This window comes from Priestia sp. HNGD-A6 (assembly GCF_045784335.1).
Lineage (GTDB): Bacteria > Bacillota > Bacilli > Bacillales > Bacillaceae_H > Priestia > Priestia zanthoxyli.
Genome location: NZ_CP138621.1, coordinates 3257374 through 3277721 on the forward strand (window position 1 = coordinate 3257374; position 20348 = coordinate 3277721).

General features: G+C 38.3%; 17 protein-coding genes. 14 read left to right on the forward strand and 3 right to left on the reverse strand.

The annotated features are described in order from the left end of the window. Window positions 1-22 precede the first annotated feature (22 nt). Window positions 23-541 (reverse strand): sporulation membrane protein YtrI, encoded by a 519-nt coding sequence (ytrI, locus tag SCI76_RS16630; RefSeq protein ID WP_014458035.1) that lies wholly within the window; start codon window positions 539-541, stop codon window positions 23-25. After that, window positions 538-873 (reverse strand): YtrH family sporulation protein, encoded by a 336-nt coding sequence (locus SCI76_RS16635; RefSeq protein ID WP_013059455.1) that lies wholly within the window; start codon window positions 871-873, stop codon window positions 538-540. Before SCI76_RS16635 ends, ytrI begins: the two co-directional genes overlap by 4 nt. A gap of 141 nt (window positions 874-1014) precedes the next feature. Here SCI76_RS16635 and dnaE point away from each other — a divergent pair, with 141 nt between their 5' ends. From dnaE to SCI76_RS16670, 7 genes are all read left to right on the forward strand, one after another. Then, on the forward strand, window positions 1015-4365 hold the full coding sequence (dnaE, locus tag SCI76_RS16640) for a DNA polymerase III subunit alpha (protein ID WP_047749766.1): 3351 nt from the start codon (window positions 1015-1017) through the stop codon (window positions 4363-4365). A gap of 201 nt (window positions 4366-4566) precedes the next feature. After that, a complete protein-coding gene (locus tag SCI76_RS16645; RefSeq protein ID WP_028411786.1) occupies window positions 4567-5796 on the forward strand; it encodes an NADP-dependent malic enzyme in 1230 nt (409 codons plus the stop codon). A 79-nt stretch (window positions 5797-5875) separates the two neighbouring features. Continuing rightward, window positions 5876-6478 (forward strand): FadR/GntR family transcriptional regulator, encoded by a 603-nt coding sequence (locus SCI76_RS16650; RefSeq protein ID WP_168761341.1) that lies wholly within the window; start codon window positions 5876-5878, stop codon window positions 6476-6478. A gap of 226 nt (window positions 6479-6704) precedes the next feature. After that, entirely contained in the window at window positions 6705-7586 is an 882-nt protein-coding gene (gene accD / locus SCI76_RS16655) for an acetyl-CoA carboxylase, carboxyltransferase subunit beta (protein ID WP_028411784.1), read from the forward strand. Next, window positions 7580-8557: an acetyl-CoA carboxylase carboxyl transferase subunit alpha gene (gene accA / locus SCI76_RS16660; protein ID WP_047749772.1), complete on the forward strand. Its 978-nt coding sequence runs from the start codon at window positions 7580-7582 to the stop codon at window positions 8555-8557. The genes accD and accA overlap by 7 nt, the downstream gene beginning before the upstream one ends. Before the next feature lie 479 nt (window positions 8558-9036). Continuing rightward, window positions 9037-10797: a pyruvate kinase gene (gene pyk / locus SCI76_RS16665; RefSeq protein WP_168761340.1), complete on the forward strand. Its 1761-nt coding sequence runs from the start codon at window positions 9037-9039 to the stop codon at window positions 10795-10797. 82 nt (window positions 10798-10879) lie between these two features. Beyond that, on the forward strand, window positions 10880-11272 hold the full coding sequence (locus SCI76_RS16670; protein WP_205827011.1) for an FxsA family protein: 393 nt from the start codon (window positions 10880-10882) through the stop codon (window positions 11270-11272). Between the two features lie 39 nt (window positions 11273-11311). Here the strand turns inward: SCI76_RS16670 and ytvI are convergent, their stop codons facing one another. After that, window positions 11312-12421, reverse strand: coding sequence for a sporulation integral membrane protein YtvI (ytvI, locus tag SCI76_RS16675; protein ID WP_168761339.1), 1110 nt, complete (start codon window positions 12419-12421; stop codon window positions 11312-11314). Between the two features lie 113 nt (window positions 12422-12534). Between ytvI and SCI76_RS16680 the strand changes: the two genes are divergently transcribed. The 7 genes from SCI76_RS16680 to pnpS all read left to right on the forward strand — a co-directional run bounded on the left by SCI76_RS16680 (window position 12535) and on the right by pnpS (window position 20079). Next, complete coding sequence (locus SCI76_RS16680) at window positions 12535-12996, forward strand: DUF441 domain-containing protein (RefSeq protein ID WP_033579620.1); 462 nt, start codon at window positions 12535-12537, stop codon at window positions 12994-12996. Between the two features lie 360 nt (window positions 12997-13356). Next, window positions 13357-14475 (forward strand): citrate synthase, encoded by a 1119-nt coding sequence (gene citZ, locus SCI76_RS16685; RefSeq protein WP_033579621.1) that lies wholly within the window; start codon window positions 13357-13359, stop codon window positions 14473-14475. Window positions 14476-14549: 74 nt separating this feature from the next. Continuing rightward, the gene (gene icd, locus SCI76_RS16690; protein ID WP_308012821.1) at window positions 14550-15842 is read left to right on the forward strand and encodes an NADP-dependent isocitrate dehydrogenase; all 1293 of its coding nucleotides are present in this window, start codon (window positions 14550-14552) and stop codon (window positions 15840-15842) included. Window positions 15843-15870: 28 nt separating this feature from the next. Continuing rightward, window positions 15871-16809: a malate dehydrogenase gene (gene mdh / locus SCI76_RS16695; protein WP_013059443.1), complete on the forward strand. Its 939-nt coding sequence runs from the start codon at window positions 15871-15873 to the stop codon at window positions 16807-16809. A 133-nt stretch (window positions 16810-16942) separates the two neighbouring features. Continuing rightward, window positions 16943-17419 (forward strand): MaoC/PaaZ C-terminal domain-containing protein, encoded by a 477-nt coding sequence (locus tag SCI76_RS16700; RefSeq protein ID WP_028411778.1) that lies wholly within the window; start codon window positions 16943-16945, stop codon window positions 17417-17419. A gap of 178 nt (window positions 17420-17597) precedes the next feature. After that, window positions 17598-18314 carry a response regulator transcription factor gene (locus SCI76_RS16705; RefSeq protein WP_013085192.1) on the forward strand — a complete coding sequence of 239 codons (717 nt, stop codon included), beginning with the start codon at window positions 17598-17600 and terminating at the stop codon, window positions 18312-18314. Further along, window positions 18307-20079: a two-component system histidine kinase PnpS gene (pnpS, locus tag SCI76_RS16710; protein WP_407544048.1), complete on the forward strand. Its 1773-nt coding sequence runs from the start codon at window positions 18307-18309 to the stop codon at window positions 20077-20079. Before SCI76_RS16705 ends, pnpS begins: the two co-directional genes overlap by 8 nt. Window positions 20080-20348: the final 269 nt, after the last annotated feature.

The window sequence follows — 20348 nt, forward strand, 5'->3', positions numbered from 1 at the left end:
TTGATTTTAAATCAGCGGCTTTTTATAGTACTTTTTCCATCTTTTTAATTCGAACTTCAATCGAAAGCGTTGTATAAAAATAAATTTGATGAACTTCAACTTCATAAATCGTTTTATCGAATTCGTATTTTTTGTTTTCAATTGCTTTTTTTAAGATATCCCTGCTTCGATACGCACTTTCAATATCTTGGGCAATTAAGTGCTGCGCTTCTTCGTCGACGCTTTTTTGAATATTGTATTCCACCACAGAGTTTACTTTATAACGATGGCCGTTCACTAATTTTACTTTCACATTTTGAATAATCAAATGCTGCTTCATTTCCTTGTTTAATGCTTTTACATCTTCTTGCCATGCGCTAATTTGCAAATTTGCTTTTTTTAGCTTATCATTAGCAATTCGAATCTCCTCTAGCTCTCTATCTCTTGAAACGCCGTAAATTGTTAAAAACACTCCCCAGCTGACAATTGCTCCAATGACAATACCGGCGAAAAAACGCTGCCAGTCGGAGCGCTTGAACATTCGCTCGCTGGGTACTCTCATACAAAGTGCTCCTGCGTTAACCACTTGATGATCAGAGCCCCGGTCTGAGCTCCTCCCATAGCGGATAGAATTAAAAGAATTTGTTTGAATACATCTTTTGTCGCTCCTTCAAAGAGTCCTCGCTCAAAGCTGTAAAACGTATCAAATGTTCCTCCGATGGCTCCGACAATTGCCCAGATTTTTAAGCTATTGCTGAGGGTATGCATAACGTACAGGGGAGATTTTCCAATTAAAAACCCCGCAAATGCTCCGATTAATGAACCGCCTAAAATAATACCTAATGAAGTAAAGTAACTCCAAATGAAAAGAGACATAAAAGGCTCTTTTGTCATGACGCGTCCTCCTTTACTATTTTATTGATAACTCATGCTTCCTACATATATATGGACAAACGTTCAGAGTTATGTAATTTGTCTACGCCCGCAACAAAATTTATAATGAGAATAAAGAATTAAAGAAAGGTGGGAAGTCCTGTGCCTTTTGTTCACTTACAGCTTCAAAGTTCTTATAGCTTACTAAGCAGTTCCGTTCGTATTCATGAACTTGTAGAAACAGCTAAAAAAATGAACTATGAAGCGATTGCTTTGACCGATGAAAATGTAATGTACGGAGTCATTCCTTTTTATAAAGCCTGCGTGAAAGCGGGGATTAAGCCGATTATTGGGCTTACACTATCAATTTTGGAACATGAAGAAAGCGAGCAAGCGTATCCTTTAGTTTTGCTAGCAGAAAATGATAAAGGCTATGAAAATCTATTAAAACTAAGCAGTTTAGTTCAAACAAAGGAAAAACACGGTGTAAAGAAAAAATGGCTCCAGCATTATAGCAGCGGGCTGATTGCTATTACACCTGGCGTAAGGGGAGAAGTAGAAACTCTGCTAGCAGAAAACAAGCTTCAAGATGCAAAGCGAGTGCTTCAATTCTTTAAAAAAGTATATTCTCAGTCTTTGTATATATCTATACAGCGCCACGGACAGGATGAAGCTTTGATAAATCAGCAGTTAACGGAGCTTGCTGCTGAAGAAAATGTCCCGCTCGTAGCAACGAATCAAGTGAAATATTTAAAACAAGAAGATCGGGACGCATATGATTGCTTAGCGGCTATTCGAGACGGAGAGAAATTACATAGCGGTGAACAGGTGCAAGAAGAAAGCAGCGAGTACTATTTCAAGTCACCTCATGAAATGGAAGTTCTCTTTCATGATCAGCATTTTTTAATAGAAGAAAGTATAAAAATCGCAAGACGATGCGAGCTTAAAATTTCTCTAGGCGTCATGTCTATTCCAAAATACCCTGTTCCTCCGTCCGTTACATCATCAACCTACTTACGCACTCTTTGCGAGAAAGGACTGCAAGAAAGAGTTCAAGTGATCACGGAACAATACCAGAAACGCTTAGATTATGAGCTGAACATTATTGAAAGTATGCGCTTTAGCGATTACTTCCTTATCGTGTGGGATTTTATGAATTATGCTCATGAACATGGTATTTTAACAGGTCCAGGTCGTGGCTCAGCGGCGGGCTCACTAGTTTCATACGCCTTACGAATTACAAATGTTGATCCAATTCAGCATCAGCTTCTCTTTGAGCGCTTTTTAAATCCTGAACGTATTTCGATGCCTGATATTGATATCGATTTTCCTGATAATAAACGGGATCAAGTCATTCAGTATGTGGCTCAAAAATATGGAGCGCTGCATGTAGCTCAAATTATTACATTTGGAACATTAGCGGCTAAAGCAGCCGTACGTGATGTAGGAAGAGTGATGGGATTTGATCAAGAGGCGTTAAACAAAATGTCCAAAGCGATTCCAACTAAACCAGGTACAACGTTAAAAAGTGCCCTTCGTGATTCAAGAGTTCTTCAAGACTATTTATCTGAAAATGAAGCCAGAAAACAATGGTATAACATTGCGATGAAGATAGAAGGACTGCCAAGGCATACTTCCACACACGCAGCAGGCGTTGTGATCAGTGAGAAGCCGCTGACGCAATCTATAGCTGTACAAGAAGGACATGATGATGTATATCTGACTCAATATCCAATGGAAGCTCTGCAAGACGTTGGGCTTTTGAAAATGGACTTTTTAGGTTTGCGTAACTTAACCATTTTAGATCACATTTTAAAGAAAATTGAGCGGGACATGAACCAAAAGCTGTCACTGTCTCGTATTCCATTTAACGATCAGAAAACTTTTGAACTGCTGAGCAAAGGAGATACGACAGGGATTTTTCAGCTAGAGTCAGATGGAATGAGAAGGGTTCTTCAGCAATTAAAACCTACAGAGCTAGAAGATATTGTAGCAGTTAACGCGCTGTATAGACCCGGTCCGATGGAAAATATTCCAACTTATATTAAGCGCAAGCACGGAGTGGAGAGCGTCATATATGACCATCCCACGCTTCAAGGCATTTTACAATCCACCCATGGCGTTATCGTGTATCAGGAGCAAATTATGCAGATTGCTTCAAAGATGGCCGGTTTTTCTCTTGGAGAAGCAGATTTATTGAGAAGAGCAGTTAGTAAAAAAGAACGATCCGTGCTTGATCGTGAACGAGCACATTTTGTTCAAGGAAGCGAGAAGAAAGGATATGACCTATCCGTTGCTAATCGGGTCTATGACCTTATTGTGCGCTTTGCTGATTATGGCTTCAACCGGAGCCATGCCGTTGCTTACAGTATGGTGGCCTATCAGTTAGCTTATTTAAAAACACATTATCCGCTACAGTTCTTTTCAGCGTTGTTAACGAGCGTTATTGGAAACGAAGGGAAAATTGCTCAATATATTAATGAACTCAAAAGAAAAAAAATACAAGTTCTCCCACCTTCTATTAACAAGAGCATGTATTCGTTTAATGTAGAAGGTGAAAGAATAAGATATAGCCTTGCAGCGATTAAACATATTGGTGCGGCAGCTATGCAGGAAATAACAGAAGAGAGAAAGAAAAAAAGATTTGAAGACTTATTTGATTTTTGTGCACGTGTTTCACCAAAAGCCGTGAATAAAAAAGCGCTTGAAGCTTTGATTTTGTCCGGAGGCTTTGATGAATTTGGAGAAAATCGAGCAACTTTATTAGCAACCATTGATGTAGCATTTGAACATGCAAGCTTGGTGCTCCCTGATGATGACTTTGGATTTGGAGCTGAATTTTCGTTAAAGCCTAAATATATGGAAAAAGAGGAACTGAAAATAGAAGATCGGCTTCAGTATGAAAAAGATATGCTAGGTTTTTATTTATCAAGCCACCCTGCTTCTCAGTATGAAGCACTGAATTCCTTTTATTCTGTTGTTTCTCTTCACGATATGAAAGAACACGCTTCAGGAAAAGCGGTCTCTCTTTTAGTATTTGTGTTGGAAATTCGCGTCATTCGCACGAAAAAAGGAGAGCAAATGGCCTTTTTGCGCATTACGGATGAAAGTGGAGAAGGAGAAGTTGTTGCGTTTCCCCGCGTATTTGAGCAGAATCGTCTGCTGTTTGAACAAGGTAAGGTTTTACTGATACATGGAAAGATAGATGAAAGAAATGGGCAGCAGCAAATTGTTTGTCAACGTGCTGAAGCTGCTAGCGAAGCGGTTCAAAAATTACCGTCAGAAGAATTGTACTTACGTATAGAAACAAAGCAAGGTACGGAAAAGCTGCTTCATACTATTTATCAGCATTTTCAGTCTCATAGAGGGAAAATCCCCGTGAAAATTTATTATGAGGCAGAACGCCAATTGGTCAAGCTTCCTGTTCACTATTCTGTTGAGCGAAGCGATGAGTTGATCAAAACGTTAAAAGCAATGCTTGGAGAGAAGCACGTTGTGTTCAAGAAGATATAGTCTTTACAGATTTCATGTGATGTTATATGGTAAAATAGTTAAAAAAGTGGTCTGACCACCGTTTTTTTATAAAATATACGAATTAGATGCGTTTTTCTTGAAATGAAATGCAATTGGATTTATAACATCATATGAGTGTGGGAAAGAACATGGTTCAGGCGCAGTATTTGTTATCATTTTGTTTATTGGGAGTGAAATTCATTGTCTTTACGTGAAGAAGCATTGCATATGCACCGCATTAACAAAGGTAAACTAGAATCAAAGTCCAAAATTCCTGTTCGAAACGCAGAGGATTTAAGCCTTGCTTATTCCCCTGGTGTAGCAGAACCTTGCAAAGAAATATATGATGATGTAAACAATGTATATGAATATACGATGAAAGGAAATATGGTAGCTGTTGTATCTGATGGCACTGCCGTATTGGGCTTGGGCAATATAGGCCCTGAAGCTGCTCTGCCAGTAATGGAAGGGAAAGCTGTCCTTTTTAAAAGTTTTGCCGGCGTAGATGCATTCCCAATTTGTTTAAACACGACAGATGTGGACAAAATTATAGAAACTGTTAAATTGCTAGAACCAACTTTTGGAGGCGTTAATTTAGAAGATATTGCGGCTCCTAACTGTTTTGAAATTGAAGAGCGGTTGAAAAAGGAAACAAATATCCCGGTTTTTCATGATGATCAGCATGGGACGGCTATTGTTACGGTAGCGGGTCTTCTTAATGCCCTGAAGCTGACAGGAAGAAAAATGTCACAAATCAAAGTAGTAGCGAATGGAGCAGGAGCTGCTGGCATTGCTATTATTAAATTATTATACAGCTATGGAGTGCGCGATATTATTATGTGTGATTCCAAAGGAACGATTTATGACAAGCGTCCTCACGGCATGAACCGTATAAAAGATGAAGTTGCAGCCTATACAAATCGAAGCAAAGTAGAAGGTACGTTAGCCGATGCGTTAGAAGAAGCTGATGTATTTATTGGAGTTTCGGTTGAAGGAGCACTCACATCGGAAATGATTGGAAAGATGAATCCAGACCCAATCATTTTTGCAATGGCAAATCCAGTGCCTGAAATTATGCCAGAAGAAGCTAAAAAAGCTGGCGCGAAAGTAATCGGCACCGGACGTTCAGATTTTCCTAATCAAGTGAACAATGTCTTAGCGTTTCCGGGGATATTCCGAGGTGCACTGGATGTGCGTGCTACTCATATTAATGAAAAAATGAAAATGGCTGCAGTTGAGGCCATTGCTAATTTAATTACGGAAGAGGACTTGAATACAGACTATGTGATTCCAGGGCCATTTGATGCACGAGTGGCTCCGGCAGTAGCCGCAGCTGTTGCAAAAGCAGCTATGGAAACAGGCGTTGCCCGAATAAAAGTAAAGCCAGAAGCCGTAGCTGAAAATACACGCCGTTTAGCGATTATTGAATAAGGTTACATCAACTGTTCTTTGACAGGCATGATGCTTCAAGCATGCCTGTTAAAGTAATGTAAAGTGAGTGGTAATAAACTTGAAGAATGAACGTTCAAAAGTATATGTAGAAATTCTAAAACAAATTCGCCAGCTAATGGAAGATGATCGTTTAACTACGGGTGATAAAATCCCGTCAGAACGAGAGCTTTCTGAACGGTTAGGCGCAGGACGTTCTTCCGTTCGAGAAGCGCTCAGAGCGTTAGAGCTAATTGGATTGATTGAAACTAGAAGAGGTGAAGGTACGTTTATTAAAGAAGTGGGAGATCATCAATTTATTGATTTATTAGCTACTTTTTTAATACAAGACGGCAAAACAAAGTCAGACTTAATTCAGACGAGATATATTCTGGAAAAAAGCTGTTTGTTTTCTGTTTTAGCGGAACAGAACAAAATCAATGTTTCAAAAGTAATTCAAAAGCAGAATGACGATCGCTTAAAGAACTTGTTTGACTATTTGTTTTCTTTGCAGCCTAATCGGCTATTGCACCGAATTTGGCTGATTATTTGCCGTTTTTCTCAAACCTTTCAACAAAACTCACCGCCAAGCGACACTCTTATAAATGAATTAGTAGAGGCGCTAGTTAAAAAAGATGAAGCAGCTGTATTAAATCTTCACCATCAGTGCTACAAACAAGTGTGAAAGAAGGAATTTGTCGAAAGAGACATGCCATCTTTCTACACAAAATCAAACCGTCATCTAGTAAAGTAAATAGCAACTAATAAAGTGAAGCGAATAATTCATCCAATTTTTTCTTATATGTCGCTTGTTTTTGCGTTTGAGACGGGCTTTCATAACGTGTAAAGTAGAAGAAGAGGAAGAAGAAAGGTTCTTATGTTAAAGAAAAGAACCAAAAGGAGGTTACACCTTGTTACGAGATTTATTTACAAAAAACACAAAAACTCCAAAAAAACGAAAATATGCTACGATTCCTTCTGAGCATATGAGACAAGATGTACCTGAAGGGATTATGACCAAGTGTAAAAAGTGTAAGAAAATCATGTATACAAAAGAGTTAAATAAAAACTTAAAAGTATGCTTAAACTGTGGATACCATCATCAAATGACAGCACCAGAGCGTATTGAAAGCTTGATTGACAGCGGTACGTTTGTTGAATACGACAAAGATATGACGTCAGAAAATCCTCTTGGATTCCCGGATTATCTTGAAAAGCTCGAAAAAGATCGTGAGAAAACTAATTTAAGTGAAGCGATTGTTACGGGTGAAGGAGATATTGAAGGAATTAAAGTAGTGGTTGCTGTTATGGATTCACATTTCCGTATGGGAAGCATGGGTTCTGTAGTAGGTGAGAAAATTACTCGCGCCATTGAAAAAGCAAAGGAAATGCATGTCCCATTCCTTATTTTTACAGCTTCAGGCGGTGCACGTATGCAAGAAGGTGTTCTGAGCTTGATGCAAATGGCTAAAACTAGCGCAGCCCTTAAAATGTTCAGTGACGAAGGCGGCTTAATCATTTCGATCATGACACATCCTACTACGGGAGGAGTGTCAGCAAGCTTTGCTTCGCTAGGCGATTATAATTTAGCCGAGCCGGGCGCGTTAATTGGCTTTGCTGGAAGACGTATTATTGAACAAACAATTAGAGAAGAGCTTCCAGAAGATTTTCAGACGTCTGAATTTCTGTTGAAGCATGGTCAATTAGATGGAGTTATTGACCGTCACGATTTAAAAGACACGTTAACAACTATTTTAGATATACACGTAGCAGGAGGTGACATCGAGTGGTAAGTGAATTAGAGTTTGAACGTCCAATTGTTGAGTTACGCGACAAGATTGCAGAACTGAAAGAGTTTGCTAAAAATACAGAAGTGGATTTATCTAGCGAAATTGATAAGTTGGAAAAGCGCTTAGAAAAAGTAGAAAACGATATTTACAATCATCTAAGCCCGTGGAACCGTGTTCAAATTGCTCGTCATCCTGAGCGTCCTACAACACTCGATTATATTACTCGCTTGTTTACAAACTTTTTAGAGTGTCATGGAGATCGCTTTTATGGAGATGATGAAGCAATCGTAGGAGGAATTGCCAAGTTTAATGGCGTGCCTGTTACCGTGATTGGACATCAGAGAGGTAAAGATACGAAAGAAAATATTCGTCGTAATTTTGGTATGCCACATCCTGAAGGCTACCGTAAAGCACTGCGTCTGATGAAGCAAGCGGAGAAATTTAACCGCCCAATTATTTGCTTTATTGATACAAAAGGAGCTTATCCAGGAAAGGCGGCAGAAGAACGCGGACAAAGCGAAGCTATTGCGAAAAATCTTTTCGAAATGGCTGGCTTAACTGTACCTGTTATTTGTATTGTCATTGGAGAAGGAGGAAGCGGAGGAGCCTTGGCATTAGGTTTAGGAAATCACCTTCATATGCTTGAGAACTCGACGTACTCAGTTATTTCTCCAGAAGGAGCGGCTGCCATTCTTTGGAAAGATTCTTCTCTTGCGAAAAAAGCTGCTGAAACGATGAAGATTACAGCACCAGATTTGAAAGAACTGGGTATTGTAGATGAAATGGTTTCAGAGGTAAAAGGCGGAGCTCATCGAGATATCGATGCACAAGCTGGATACATGGAAAGCATTATTAAGAAGTCATTAAAAGAACTGATGAATTTATCAAAAGAAGAGCTAGTGGAAGAGCGTTATTTAAAATACAAAAAAATCGGACAATTTGCAGCTGAAAACGATGCCATTACTATAAAATAAAGAAACGTGCACTCTTGAAAAATAAGGGTGCGCGTTTTTGTGCGGTTTGTATAGCCCTTCTCTATTGTGTTTACAAGTTCTTCGTGGTATTTTATAGACAGCAAAAACCTTTAAGTAAAAGTAGAAAAAGAGTGTTTTCAAAAAAATTCCTATGGTTATTAGCAGCTGTGCGAGCGTTTGTCTTTTCTCTAAAACGTGAGATATATAAGACAAATCAGGCAGCAAGTATTGCTGTATGAATTGCAGGGAATAGTAAAACAAGAAGCAAACGATGAAGAAATTCATCGTTAAAGTGCTGTGTATTTGTTTGCTATTTGATTCAGCGCTATGTAGGTATTTCATAAGTTACACGTAAAGCAAGGTGAACAGGTTAAGGCAACAAAATATTTGTTCACAGCCTGCTTGTAAAAGGTTAGTAAAGGAAATAGCTGTTTGCTCTACCTAAAGAGTAAATAGTAAATATATAGGAGGAAATTTGAATGCGTAAAACTAAAATTGTATGTACTATTGGACCAGCGAGTGAAAGTGTAGAAAAATTAGTTGAACTAATTAACTCAGGCTTAAACGTTTGTCGCCTAAACTTCTCTCACGGTGACTTTGAAGAGCATGGTGCACGTATCGTTAACATTCGTGAAGCTGCGAAACAAACAGGTAAAACAGTAGGTATCTTACTTGATACAAAAGGACCTGAAATTCGTACAAACACAATGGAAAATGGTGCAATTGAGTTAGAAGAAGGCGCTGAAATCATTGTTTCTATGACAGAAGTAGTGGGAACAACTGAAAAATTCTCAATTACATATCCAGGTCTAATTGATGACGTACACGTAGGATCAAAAATCCTTTTAGATGACGGTTTAATCGGTCTTGAAGTACTAGATGTCAATAAAACTGATGGTGAAATCAAAACGAAAGTACTTAACCCTGGTACATTAAAAAATAAAAAAGGTGTAAACGTACCAAACGTAAGTGTAAACCTTCCTGGTATCACTGAAAAAGATGCAAACGATATTGTATTTGGTATCGAACAAGGCATTGATTTTATCGCTGCTTCTTTTGTGCGTCGCGCATCTGATGTATTAGAAATTCGTGAACTACTAGAAAAACATAATGCAGCTCACATTCAAATCATCTCAAAAATCGAAAACCAAGAAGGCGTAGATAACATCAAAGAAATCCTTGAAGTTTCAGACGGCTTAATGGTTGCTCGTGGTGACTTAGGAGTAGAAATTCCTGCTGAAGAAGTACCATTAGTACAAAAAGATCTAATCAAACAATGTAATGCACTTGGCAAACCAGTTATTACAGCTACACAAATGCTTGATTCAATGCAACGCAACCCGCGCCCGACTCGTGCGGAAGCAAGTGACGTTGCCAATGCTATTTTTGATGGTACAGATGCAATTATGTTATCTGGTGAAACAGCTGCGGGTTCTTACCCAGTTGAAGCTGTACAAACAATGCATTCAATCGCTTCTCGTGCTGAGCAAGCTCTAAACTACTCTGAGATTTTACAACAGCGCAGCAAGCAAGTTGGCCCATCTATTACAGATGCAATCGGACAATCTGTTGTACACACAGCGCTTAACTTAAACGCTAGTGCAATCGTAGCGCCAACAGAAAGTGGTTATACAGCGAAAATCGTTTCTAAATATCGTCCGCAATCTCCAATCGTAGCTGTTGCAGCAAACGATTCTGTTGCACGTCGTCTTTCTCTAGTATGGGGTGTTACACCAGTTGTTGGTGAGCGCGTAAGTACAATTGACGATATGTTAGATTACGCTGTAAATGACGCAGTAAAAACAGGCGTTGTAGCACACGGTGATTTAGTTGTTATTACTGCTGGTGTTCCAGTTGGAGAATCAGGTGCAACGAACTTAATGAAAGTTCAAGTTGTAGGTGACGTTCTGGCTAAAGGACAAGGAATTGGTCGTAAAGCAGCAGTTGGTAAAGTAGTTATTGCTAAAACTGCTGAAGAAGCAAATGCAAAAATGACTGAAGGTGCTATCCTTGTTACAAACAGCACAGATCGCGATATGATCAGTGCAATCGAAAAAGCAGGGGCTCTTATTACGGAAGAAGGCGGTCTAACAAGCCATGCAGCTGTAGTAGGATTAAACTTAAGCATTCCTGTCATTGTAGGTGTAGAAAACGCAACAAGCGTATTCTCAGAAGATCAAGATATTACAGTCGATGCTTCACGTGGTGTTGTATACAACGGACACGCAAGCGTACTGTAAGAAACACGTAGATGATTGAAAAAAAGAGAAGGGGAAATCCTTCTCTTTTTGTTTAGGCAATTCAATAAGCGAAGAGGTGATGATGGTGAGGAAGCTTCTTCCGCTCCTTCTTATTGTACCTGCTGTTGAGGTAATGATTTTGATTTATTCAAGTCATCTCATTGGTGTAATGTCAACATTTTTACTGATTATTGCTACCAGTTTTATTGGTGCGTTTCTAGCGAAAAAACAAGGAACATCTCTTTTTCAAAAAGCACAGCGTCAGATGAGCCAAGGACATGTTCCAAGCGGTGAAATCCTTGATGGTATGTGTGTACTATTTGGCGGTTTGTTTCTACTGTTTCCAGGCTTCTTGACAGATGTTGTAGGCTTTATCTTTTTGCTGCCGTTTACACGCAAAATCGTCAAGCCTTTTCTTTTAACGTGGTTAAGAAGATTTTTTCAAGGGCGTAATCGAATGCCGATTATACGTTAACTAGAAAGTGTGTGAAAGAAGCTTCTTTCACACACTTTTTCATTTTCCTATAATAAACTGCCACGTTTCTTTAAAAACTCCCGTTGTATGAAGTGTTTTTAGAATAACAAGAATAACAGGGCCAACTATTAATCCAAAAAATCCAATCAATTGATATCCTACAAATAAAGCAATTAATGTAGCAAGAGGGTCAAGACCAATGCTCGATGACAGAATCTTGGGCTCCATAATTTGTCGCTGCACAAGTACTACAGCATATAGTACCGAAAGTCCTACAGCAAATGACACATTATCTGTTGCAAACGCATAAATCATCCAGGGAACAAAAACCAGTCCTGTTCCGAGGTAAGGAAGAATATCTACTAAGCCGATTAATAAAGCGACTGTAATAGCATAATCAACCTTAAGAACAAGTAAACCAAAAAGAACGATGATGGTGGTAATCGAAATAAGCGTAAGCTGAGCTTTAATAAAACCAAACAGTGCATTTTTAAGCTCCATAACAACTGTCTGTCCATTTTCTCTTACTTTTTTAGGAATAAACACGCTGCTTTTAGCCATCAGCTTGTACCAATCTTTACTAATAAAAAAAGTAGCCAGCAATGAAAAAATAATCACAGTAGCTGCATTAGGCAATACGGATAAAAATCCTGGGATGCTTTGCAATACATTTTGCAGAAAATCTCCCACCGTTTGAGCGATATGGTTGCCTACCCCTTTAATGTTCGATAAAATAGTTGCTTGCTGACCGGTATTTAAGTTATTAAACATAGAAGTAATGCGTTCATAAAACGGAAGTATTTGTTCTGTAGCAATATTTTCAATAAATATGACCACTTCTTTGAAATTTGTGGGAACAACTTTCGCTAAATACGTACTTCCTGCAATAATTTCTGTGATAAGTAACGTAATAAGTCCAGCCAAAAGAGAGAAGATAAGAACCATTGACAGTAAAACAGCTAAGTAGCGTGGTAAGCGCAGCTTTAATTCAAATAGATTAACCATAGGATTTATAAAAAAAGCGATGCAGCAGGCGATAATAAATGGATAGAGGAGAGAAGAGACATAATAACTAAGAAATACAGCTGCTGCAATAATTACCAACACACAAGCTAAGCGAAATAGGCGATGTAAATGAAGCTTGTACACAATAAATAGAGGCCTCCTTGTAAACGATAGTCAACAAAAGAAAAAGCTACTCATAAAATAGTTACGTAATACGCTTTAGAATTATCACAATAAAAAAAGAAAGGATGAGTAAAATGTTTTCACAACCGATGCTTTTTTTAGCTGTTTTACTCGTAATTGGATTAGTGGCTAAAAATCAATCATTAATCATTGCAGTTGCATTTTTACTTATTTTAAAATTAATCGGGTTAGACAGTAAGGTTTTTCCTTTTCTACAATCAAAAGGAATTAATATTGGGGTAACGGTGATTACAATTGCCGTTCTTGTGCCAATTGCAACAGGAGACATAGGGTTTAAACAATTAGGAGAAGCTGTGAAATCTTCTTATGCCTGGATTGCTCTAGGAGCCGGTATTGCTGTAGCAATTATTGCCAAATATGGGCTTACGCTCTTGGAAGATGATCCGCATATTACGACCGCTTTAGTTTTTGGCACAATTCTTGCTGTGGCGCTGTTTCAAGGGGTAGCAGTAGGTCCGTTAATCGGTGCTGGAATTGCTTATTTATTTATGAAATTAACTGAACTCTTTTCGTAGAAATTTTTGTATAATAATAATTTTTTTAAAATTTCTTCTCTCTTTTGATTCACAAAAGTCAGATAATTGTTTATAATATATTTTGAGGCCGCATCTTTTTACATACAATTGTATGTTTTACCTATAGGGCTGTAACAAAGCAATGACACATGCAGATGTTTTAATTTTGTGTGTTATTGAAACAAATGGAAATGTAAGCATTTTCTTTACGTGGGGTGAAGGAATGTTCTTCCAAGATATATATTCAAAAGAGGCGCTTCGTATATCATTTAATGTCTAGTTGAGCAGAAGCTCAATTTTGTTTTTCACGTTTTACACAGAAAGGTATGGGGAATTTTTTCTGTAAAGGAGTGGAGATTTATGACAGCAACTCGAGGTCTAGAAGGGGTAGTCGCTACAACGTCAGCAGTAAGTTCAATTATTGATGACACTTTAACATATCAAGGCTACAATATTGATGATTTAGCGAATTATGCAACATTTGAAGAAGTGGTGTATTTACTATGGCACGGAAAATTACCTAATAAAGAAGAATTATCTGTGTTTTCTAGATTACTAGCAGAAAACGCTAAATTACCCCAAGAAGTCTTAAATCATTTCAAAACTTATCCAATTCAAGATGTTCATCCAATGGCAGCTTTAAGAACAGTCGTATCACTATTGGGGTTGTACGATCCTGAAGCTGATTTAATGGATGAAGAAGCAAATTATCGCAAAGCTGTTCGTTTGCAAGCACAATTACCAACAGTGGTGACGGCTTTTTCAAGAGTTCGCAACGGATTAGAGCCAATTGAGCCAAACGAAAATTATAGCATTGCCGCTAACTTTTTATATATGTTAACCGGCGAAGAGCCAACTGATATCCAAGTAGAAGCGTTTGATAAAGCACTTGTCTTACACGCTGACCATGAGCTAAATGCTTCAACTTTTACAGCGCGTGTCTGTGTGGCAACGTTATCCGATATTTATTCAGGGATTACAGCCGCTATTGGGGCGTTAAAGGGTCCTCTTCACGGGGGAGCGAATGAAGCTGTTATGAAAATGTTGTCTGACATTCAAACAGTTGAAAACGCAGAACCTTACATTCGCGAAAAGCTCGCGAAAAAAGAAAAGATTATGGGATTTGGACATCGTGTGTATCAGCAGGGTGATCCTCGTGCCAAGCACTTGAAAGAAATGTCTGAAAAACTTACAAAACAAGCAGGAGATACAACGCTATACGATATGTCAGTGAAAATTGAGGAAATCGTAACAGGCGAGAAAAAGCTTCCGCCAAACGTTGATTTCTATTCAGCTTCTGTATACCACAGCTTAGGTATTGATCACGATTTATTTACTCCGATTTTTGCCGTAAGCCGCGTATCAGGATGGATTGCTCACATTTTAGAGCAGTATTCAAACAATCGTTTGATTCGTCCAAGAGCTGATTATATCGGTCCTGGAAAACAAACGTACATTCCGCTTGAAGAGCGCAGCTAAACAATGTGACGAAGGTGCTCACGTTCGTTGAGCACTTTTCCATAAGTGAAAGTAGACAATTTTTTAAGGAGGTCATTCTCATGACAAAAGGTGAACAAATTTCTGTAGCAAACGGCATTTTAAACGTACCAAATAACCCAATTATTCCATTTATCGAAGGTGACGGAATTGGTCCGGATATCTGGGCAGCAGCTTCCCGCGTATTAGAAGCAGCAGTTGCAAAAGCATACAGTGGTGAAAAAGAAATCGTTTGGAAAGAAGTATTAGCAGGTGAAAAAGCATTTAATCAAACTGGCGAATGGTTACCGGAAGAAACGTTAGATGCAATTCGCGAATACATAATTGCAATCAAAGGACCATTAACGACACCAGTAGGCGGTGGAATTCGTTCTCTAAACGTGGCATTGCGTCAAGAATTAGACTTATTCACATGCTTACGTCCTGTTCGCTACTTTGACGGCGTACCTTCTCCAATTAAGCGCCCAGAAGATACAGATATGGTTATCTTCCGTGAAAATACTGAAGATATTTATGCTGGTATTGAATATGCGAAGGGTTCTGAAGAAGTACAAAAACTTGTTTCATTCCTACAAACGGAATTAGGTGTAAATAAAATCCGTTTCCCTGAAACTTCTGGATTAGGTATTAAGCCTATTTCTTCTGAAGGAACAGAGCGTCTTGTGCGTGCAGCAATCAACTATGCGATTGAACAGGGCCGCAAGTCTGTTACGCTTGTACACAAAGGTAACATTATGAAATATACAGAAGGCGCATTTAAAAATTGGGGCTATGAGCTAGCTGAAAAAGAATTCGGCGATAAAGTATTTACTTGGGCTCAATATGACCGCATCGTTGAAAAAGAAGGTGCACAAGCTGCAAACAAAGCTCAAGCAGAAGCGGAAGCAGCAGGAAAAATTATTGTAAAAGATTCTATTGCAGATATCTTCTTACAACAAATTTTAACTCGTCCACGTGAATTCGATGTAGTAGCAACAATGAACTTAAATGGAGATTACATTTCAGATGCATTAGCAGCACAAGTTGGCGGTATCGGAATTGCTCCAGGAGCAAACATCAACTATGAAACTGGACATGCTATCTTTGAAGCAACTCACGGTACAGCACCTAAATATGCTGGTTTAGATAAAGTAAACCCATCTTCTGTATTATTATCAGGTGTGTTAATGCTTGAACACCTTGGCTGGAATGAAGCAGCGGATTTAATCATGAAATCAATGGAAAAAACAATTGCTTCAAAAGTAGTAACATATGATTTCGCACGTTTAATGGACGGCGCAACAGAAGTGAAGTGTTCAGAGTTTGCTGATGAATTAATTAGCAATCTAGGAAAACAAGTAACAGTTTAATAGCTATTCATTTAGGGGAGGAATTATAATGGCAAATATGCGTAAAAAAGTATCTGTTATCGGAGCGGGCTTTACGGGAGCTACAACTGCTTTTTTAATTGGTCAAAAAGAATTAGCTGATGTTGTATTAGTTGATATTCCGCAATTAGAAAATCCAGCTAAAGGTAAAGCGCTGGATATGTTAGAAGCAAGTCCTGTACAAGGCTTTGACGCTAACATTACAGGAACAGCCAACTACGAAGACACAGCTGATTCTGACATTGTCATTATTACAGCTGGTATCGCGCGTAAGCCAGGTATGAGTCGCGATGATTTAGTCACAACGAACCAAAAAATTATGAAGTCTGTTACTCAAGAAGTTGTTAAATACTCGCCAAACTGTCACATTATCGTGTTAACAAACCCGGTAGATGCTATGACGTACACAGTATTTAAAGAATCTGGTTTTCCTAAAAACCGCGTAATCGGTCAATCAGGCGTATTAGATTCTGCACGTTTCCGTACGTTCGTAGCGCAGGAGTTAAACATTTCAGTGAAAGATATCACAGGTTTTGTACTTGGTGGACATGGCGACGATATGGTACCTCTTGTACGCTACTCATATGCTGGCGGTATTCCTCTTGAAACGCTTATTCCAAAAGCGCGTCTTGAAGCAATTGTTGAAAGAACACGCAAAGGCGGCGGCGAGATCGTTAACTTATTAGGCAACGGAAGTGCGTACTACGCTCCTGCTGCTTCTTTAGTGGAAATGACAGAAGCGATCTTAAAAGATCAGCGTCGTATTTTACCAGCGATTGCTTACCTAGAGGGTGAATATGGTTATAACGGCATCTACTTAGGTGTTCCGACCGTATTAGGAGCTGCAGGAATTGAGCAAGTAATTGAATTAGAACTTACTGATTCTGAAAAAGCTGCGTTAGATCAATCAGCAAAATCAGTCAAAACTGTCATGGGTGTATTAGCTTAATACAATAAAGTAGGTTTGAGTATAGGTTTTTATAGATATTCAAACAATAGTCACAAGGAAAATTCGAGGGAAACCTCGAATTTTTCTTGTATATAAAGAAAAACTATTACTTTATACAAAAGGTGGAATGATGATGGTATTAGGTAAAAAACAAAAAATAGGTCGAAGTATTGAAGATATAAAAGTTGGAGAAAAATTAACGCTAACTGAACGAATTGAAGATAAAGATATCTTATTGTACTTAGGGCTGACAAATGATTCTAACCCTTTATACATTCAGCATGATTATGCATCTCAGACACCTTTTAAGAAACCTATTGTGCCAAGCATTATGATTACCGGTATTATGACAGCAGCCATTTCAAAGTATTTGCCCGGACCTGGAAGCCATGTTGCAGAACATACGGTTGCCTTTCCCAAAAAAATTCATCATTATAGTACGATTGAATTTTTATTTGAAGTCACAGAGGTAGATGTTTCTTCTAAAACTGTTACGATTGAAGTAGAAGCGGTCAATGAACAAAAAGAGAAAGTAGTAACGGCTCGGTTTCTTGTGTATCCGCCGCTTAGACTTCCATCAGTAGAGACACATGACTTTGAAAATTTTTAAAACGGCCTAAATATTGATAAATATAGAAGAAGCTCTTTAGCCATATTTTCTGAAAATGTTGAAATGTATTGGAGAACGAGGCTAAAACATTGTATGATAAGAGAAGATAAATAGAAAATAATATCATTTGGGTGAAGCTGCGGTTTAATTTAACTAGATGGAGGCTTATATCGTTAATATGAGTAAGAAATTATTAGTCGTAGATGATGAACAATCAATTTCAACATTATTACAATATAATTTACAACAAGCTGGCTTTACAGTAGAAACAGCTGAAGACGGGGAAGAAGGATACAACAAGGCATTAGAAGGAAAACCTGATTTAATTGTGTTAGACTTGATGCTTCCTAAAATGGATGGAATTGAAGTTTGTAAAAAGCTTCGTCAGCAAAAAGTGATGACGCCTATTTTAATGTTAACTGCAAAAGACGATGAGTTTGACAAGGTATTAGGGCTAGAACTTGGCGCAGATGACTACATGACGAAACCATTTAGTCCTCGAGAAGTAGTAGCCCGTGTAAAAGCCATTTTACGCAGAACACAAATTATTGCTCAGGAAAATGAACAGGAGGAAGATGGCGAACGCATCATGATTGGTGATTTAAAAATTCTTCCAGATCATTATGAGGCCTACTTTAATCAAGAGCAGCTTGAGCTTACTCCGAAAGAATTCGAGTTATTATTATATTTGGCAAAATACAAAGGACGGGTATTAACTCGTGATCAGCTGCTAAGTGCAGTGTGGAATTATGATTTTGCCGGAGATACGCGAATTGTAGATGTGCACATCAGCCATCTGCGTGAGAAAATTGAACATAATACGCGAAAACCGGTTTATATAAAAACGATTAGAGGATTAGGATATAAGCTGGAGGAACCAAAGGTAGATGAATAAATTTCGTTCAAGGCTACTTTTGGCTCTATTAGTACTTATTATTATTGTATTAGTAGGTCTTGGCCTGCTGCTGGGGCAGTTGTTTAAAAACTTTTATTTTCAAACGTTTCAAGAGCGAATGGAAAAAGAAGCAAAGCTTGTGGAAATGTACATTAGTGAAGAAGGCATCACAAGTCCTGCTTTAAAATCTAAAGTTGATCAAATCAGTCATTCGCTAAGTGTACGAACGACTGTCGTTCAAAAAGATGGAAAAATATTAGTTGACTCAAATCCAGGTAGCAAGCAGCAAAGAATCGAAAAAAGTATTGTAATCCAACAAGTATTAAAAAAGCAGTTAAACAGCAAAAAAAGCTTTGATCAAATTAAAGAAGATTACGACTTATATTACTATGGTATCCCGCTTATTATAGAAGGTAAGCAAGAGGGATTTGTTGTTTTGAGTACATCGTTTGATTCATTAAAACAAGTAAATCAGCAAATCTGGGGGCTTCTTATTGGAAGCTTAGGTCTAGCTTTGATTGTGATTTTACTCTTAGGTGTAAAGATTATGGGGCGCTATACCCGTCCTATTGAATCGGCAACCAAGGTGGCTATGGAACTTGCAAAAGGGAATTATAAAGCTCGTACATATGAAGATTATGTAGATGAAACAGGGATGCTGAGTCAGTCTATTAACGCACTTGCTCGTAATCTGCAAGAGTCTATCACTAATCAAGAAATGCAGCAGGACAGGCTGCGCACGCTAATTGAAAATATGGGAAGCGGTATGCTTCTTATCGATAGTCGGGGCTATATAAACTTAGTGAACCGAGCTTATAAAGAGCAGTTTCATATACATCCGGACGACTTCCTTTATCACTTGTATTATGAGGTATTTGAGCACAAAGAAATCATTAAACTTGTGGAAAAAATATTTATGACCGAAGTAAAGGTTCGAAAACAAGTCGTTTTGCCTTTAAATATTGAACGAAGATATTTTGATGTTTACGGAGCGCCGATTATTGGCTTAAACGATGAATGGAAAGGCATTGTGCTTGTTTTCCATGATATTACCGAGCTAAAAAAACTAGAACAAGTGCGCCGTGACTTTGTAGCGAATGTGTCTCATGAACTAAAAACACCTATTACGTCCATTAAAGGGTTTAGTGAGACATTGTTAGACGGTGCCATGGAAGATCCAAAGCTGCGAGAGCAGTTTCTATCTATTATTCTAACGGAAAGCCAGCGCATGGAGAGCCTGATTCAAGATCTTTTGGATTTATCTAAAGTTGAACAGCAAGGTTTTAAACTAAGCATTCATTCAGTAGATTTGAATACCCTTCTCTATGAGGTCATAACAGTGCTATCGAACCGAGCGAATGAAAAAGAAATCACTCTAACGTTAGATACGCTTCCTGAAGAAGCGTGGATTGATGGTGACAGTCAGCGCCTTATGCAAGTGTTCGTTAACTTAATTGGCAATGCGCTCATGTATACAATGCCTGGAGGAACCGTTCACGTTTCGCTTGAAGAGGAAGAAGAAACGATTACGGTTCATGTTCAAGATACAGGTATCGGTATTGATTCTGATGAAATTTCACGTATTTTTGAGCGTTTTTACAGAGTAGATAAAGCAAGAAGCCGCAATTCCGGAGGAACAGGTCTTGGATTAGCAATTGTTAAACATCTTGTTGAAGCTCATAAAGGGGAAATTGAAGTGAAAAGTGAAGTCAATAAAGGGACAACTTTTTCGGTGAAGCTGCACAAGTATTTGCTGCAGATGTAAAATGTTTACGTTCCTTTTACAATTTATTTAATGTAGCTTAATAATTAATTGATACAATTTTTCATGGAAACCCCTTCATCCAAGGAGCCAATATGTAAGGTGAAAATAGCTTTAACCGTGCTATTTTCGCCGATTCTTTTTGACAATTTCTATCCATTCACATGCTACACCGCCTAAAATAACCAGGCGGTGTTTTTTATTTTATGATGTATAGATCTTATCACCATATGAAAATAAAACGTTGAATTCAAGAGTACTTTTTGTCCTTA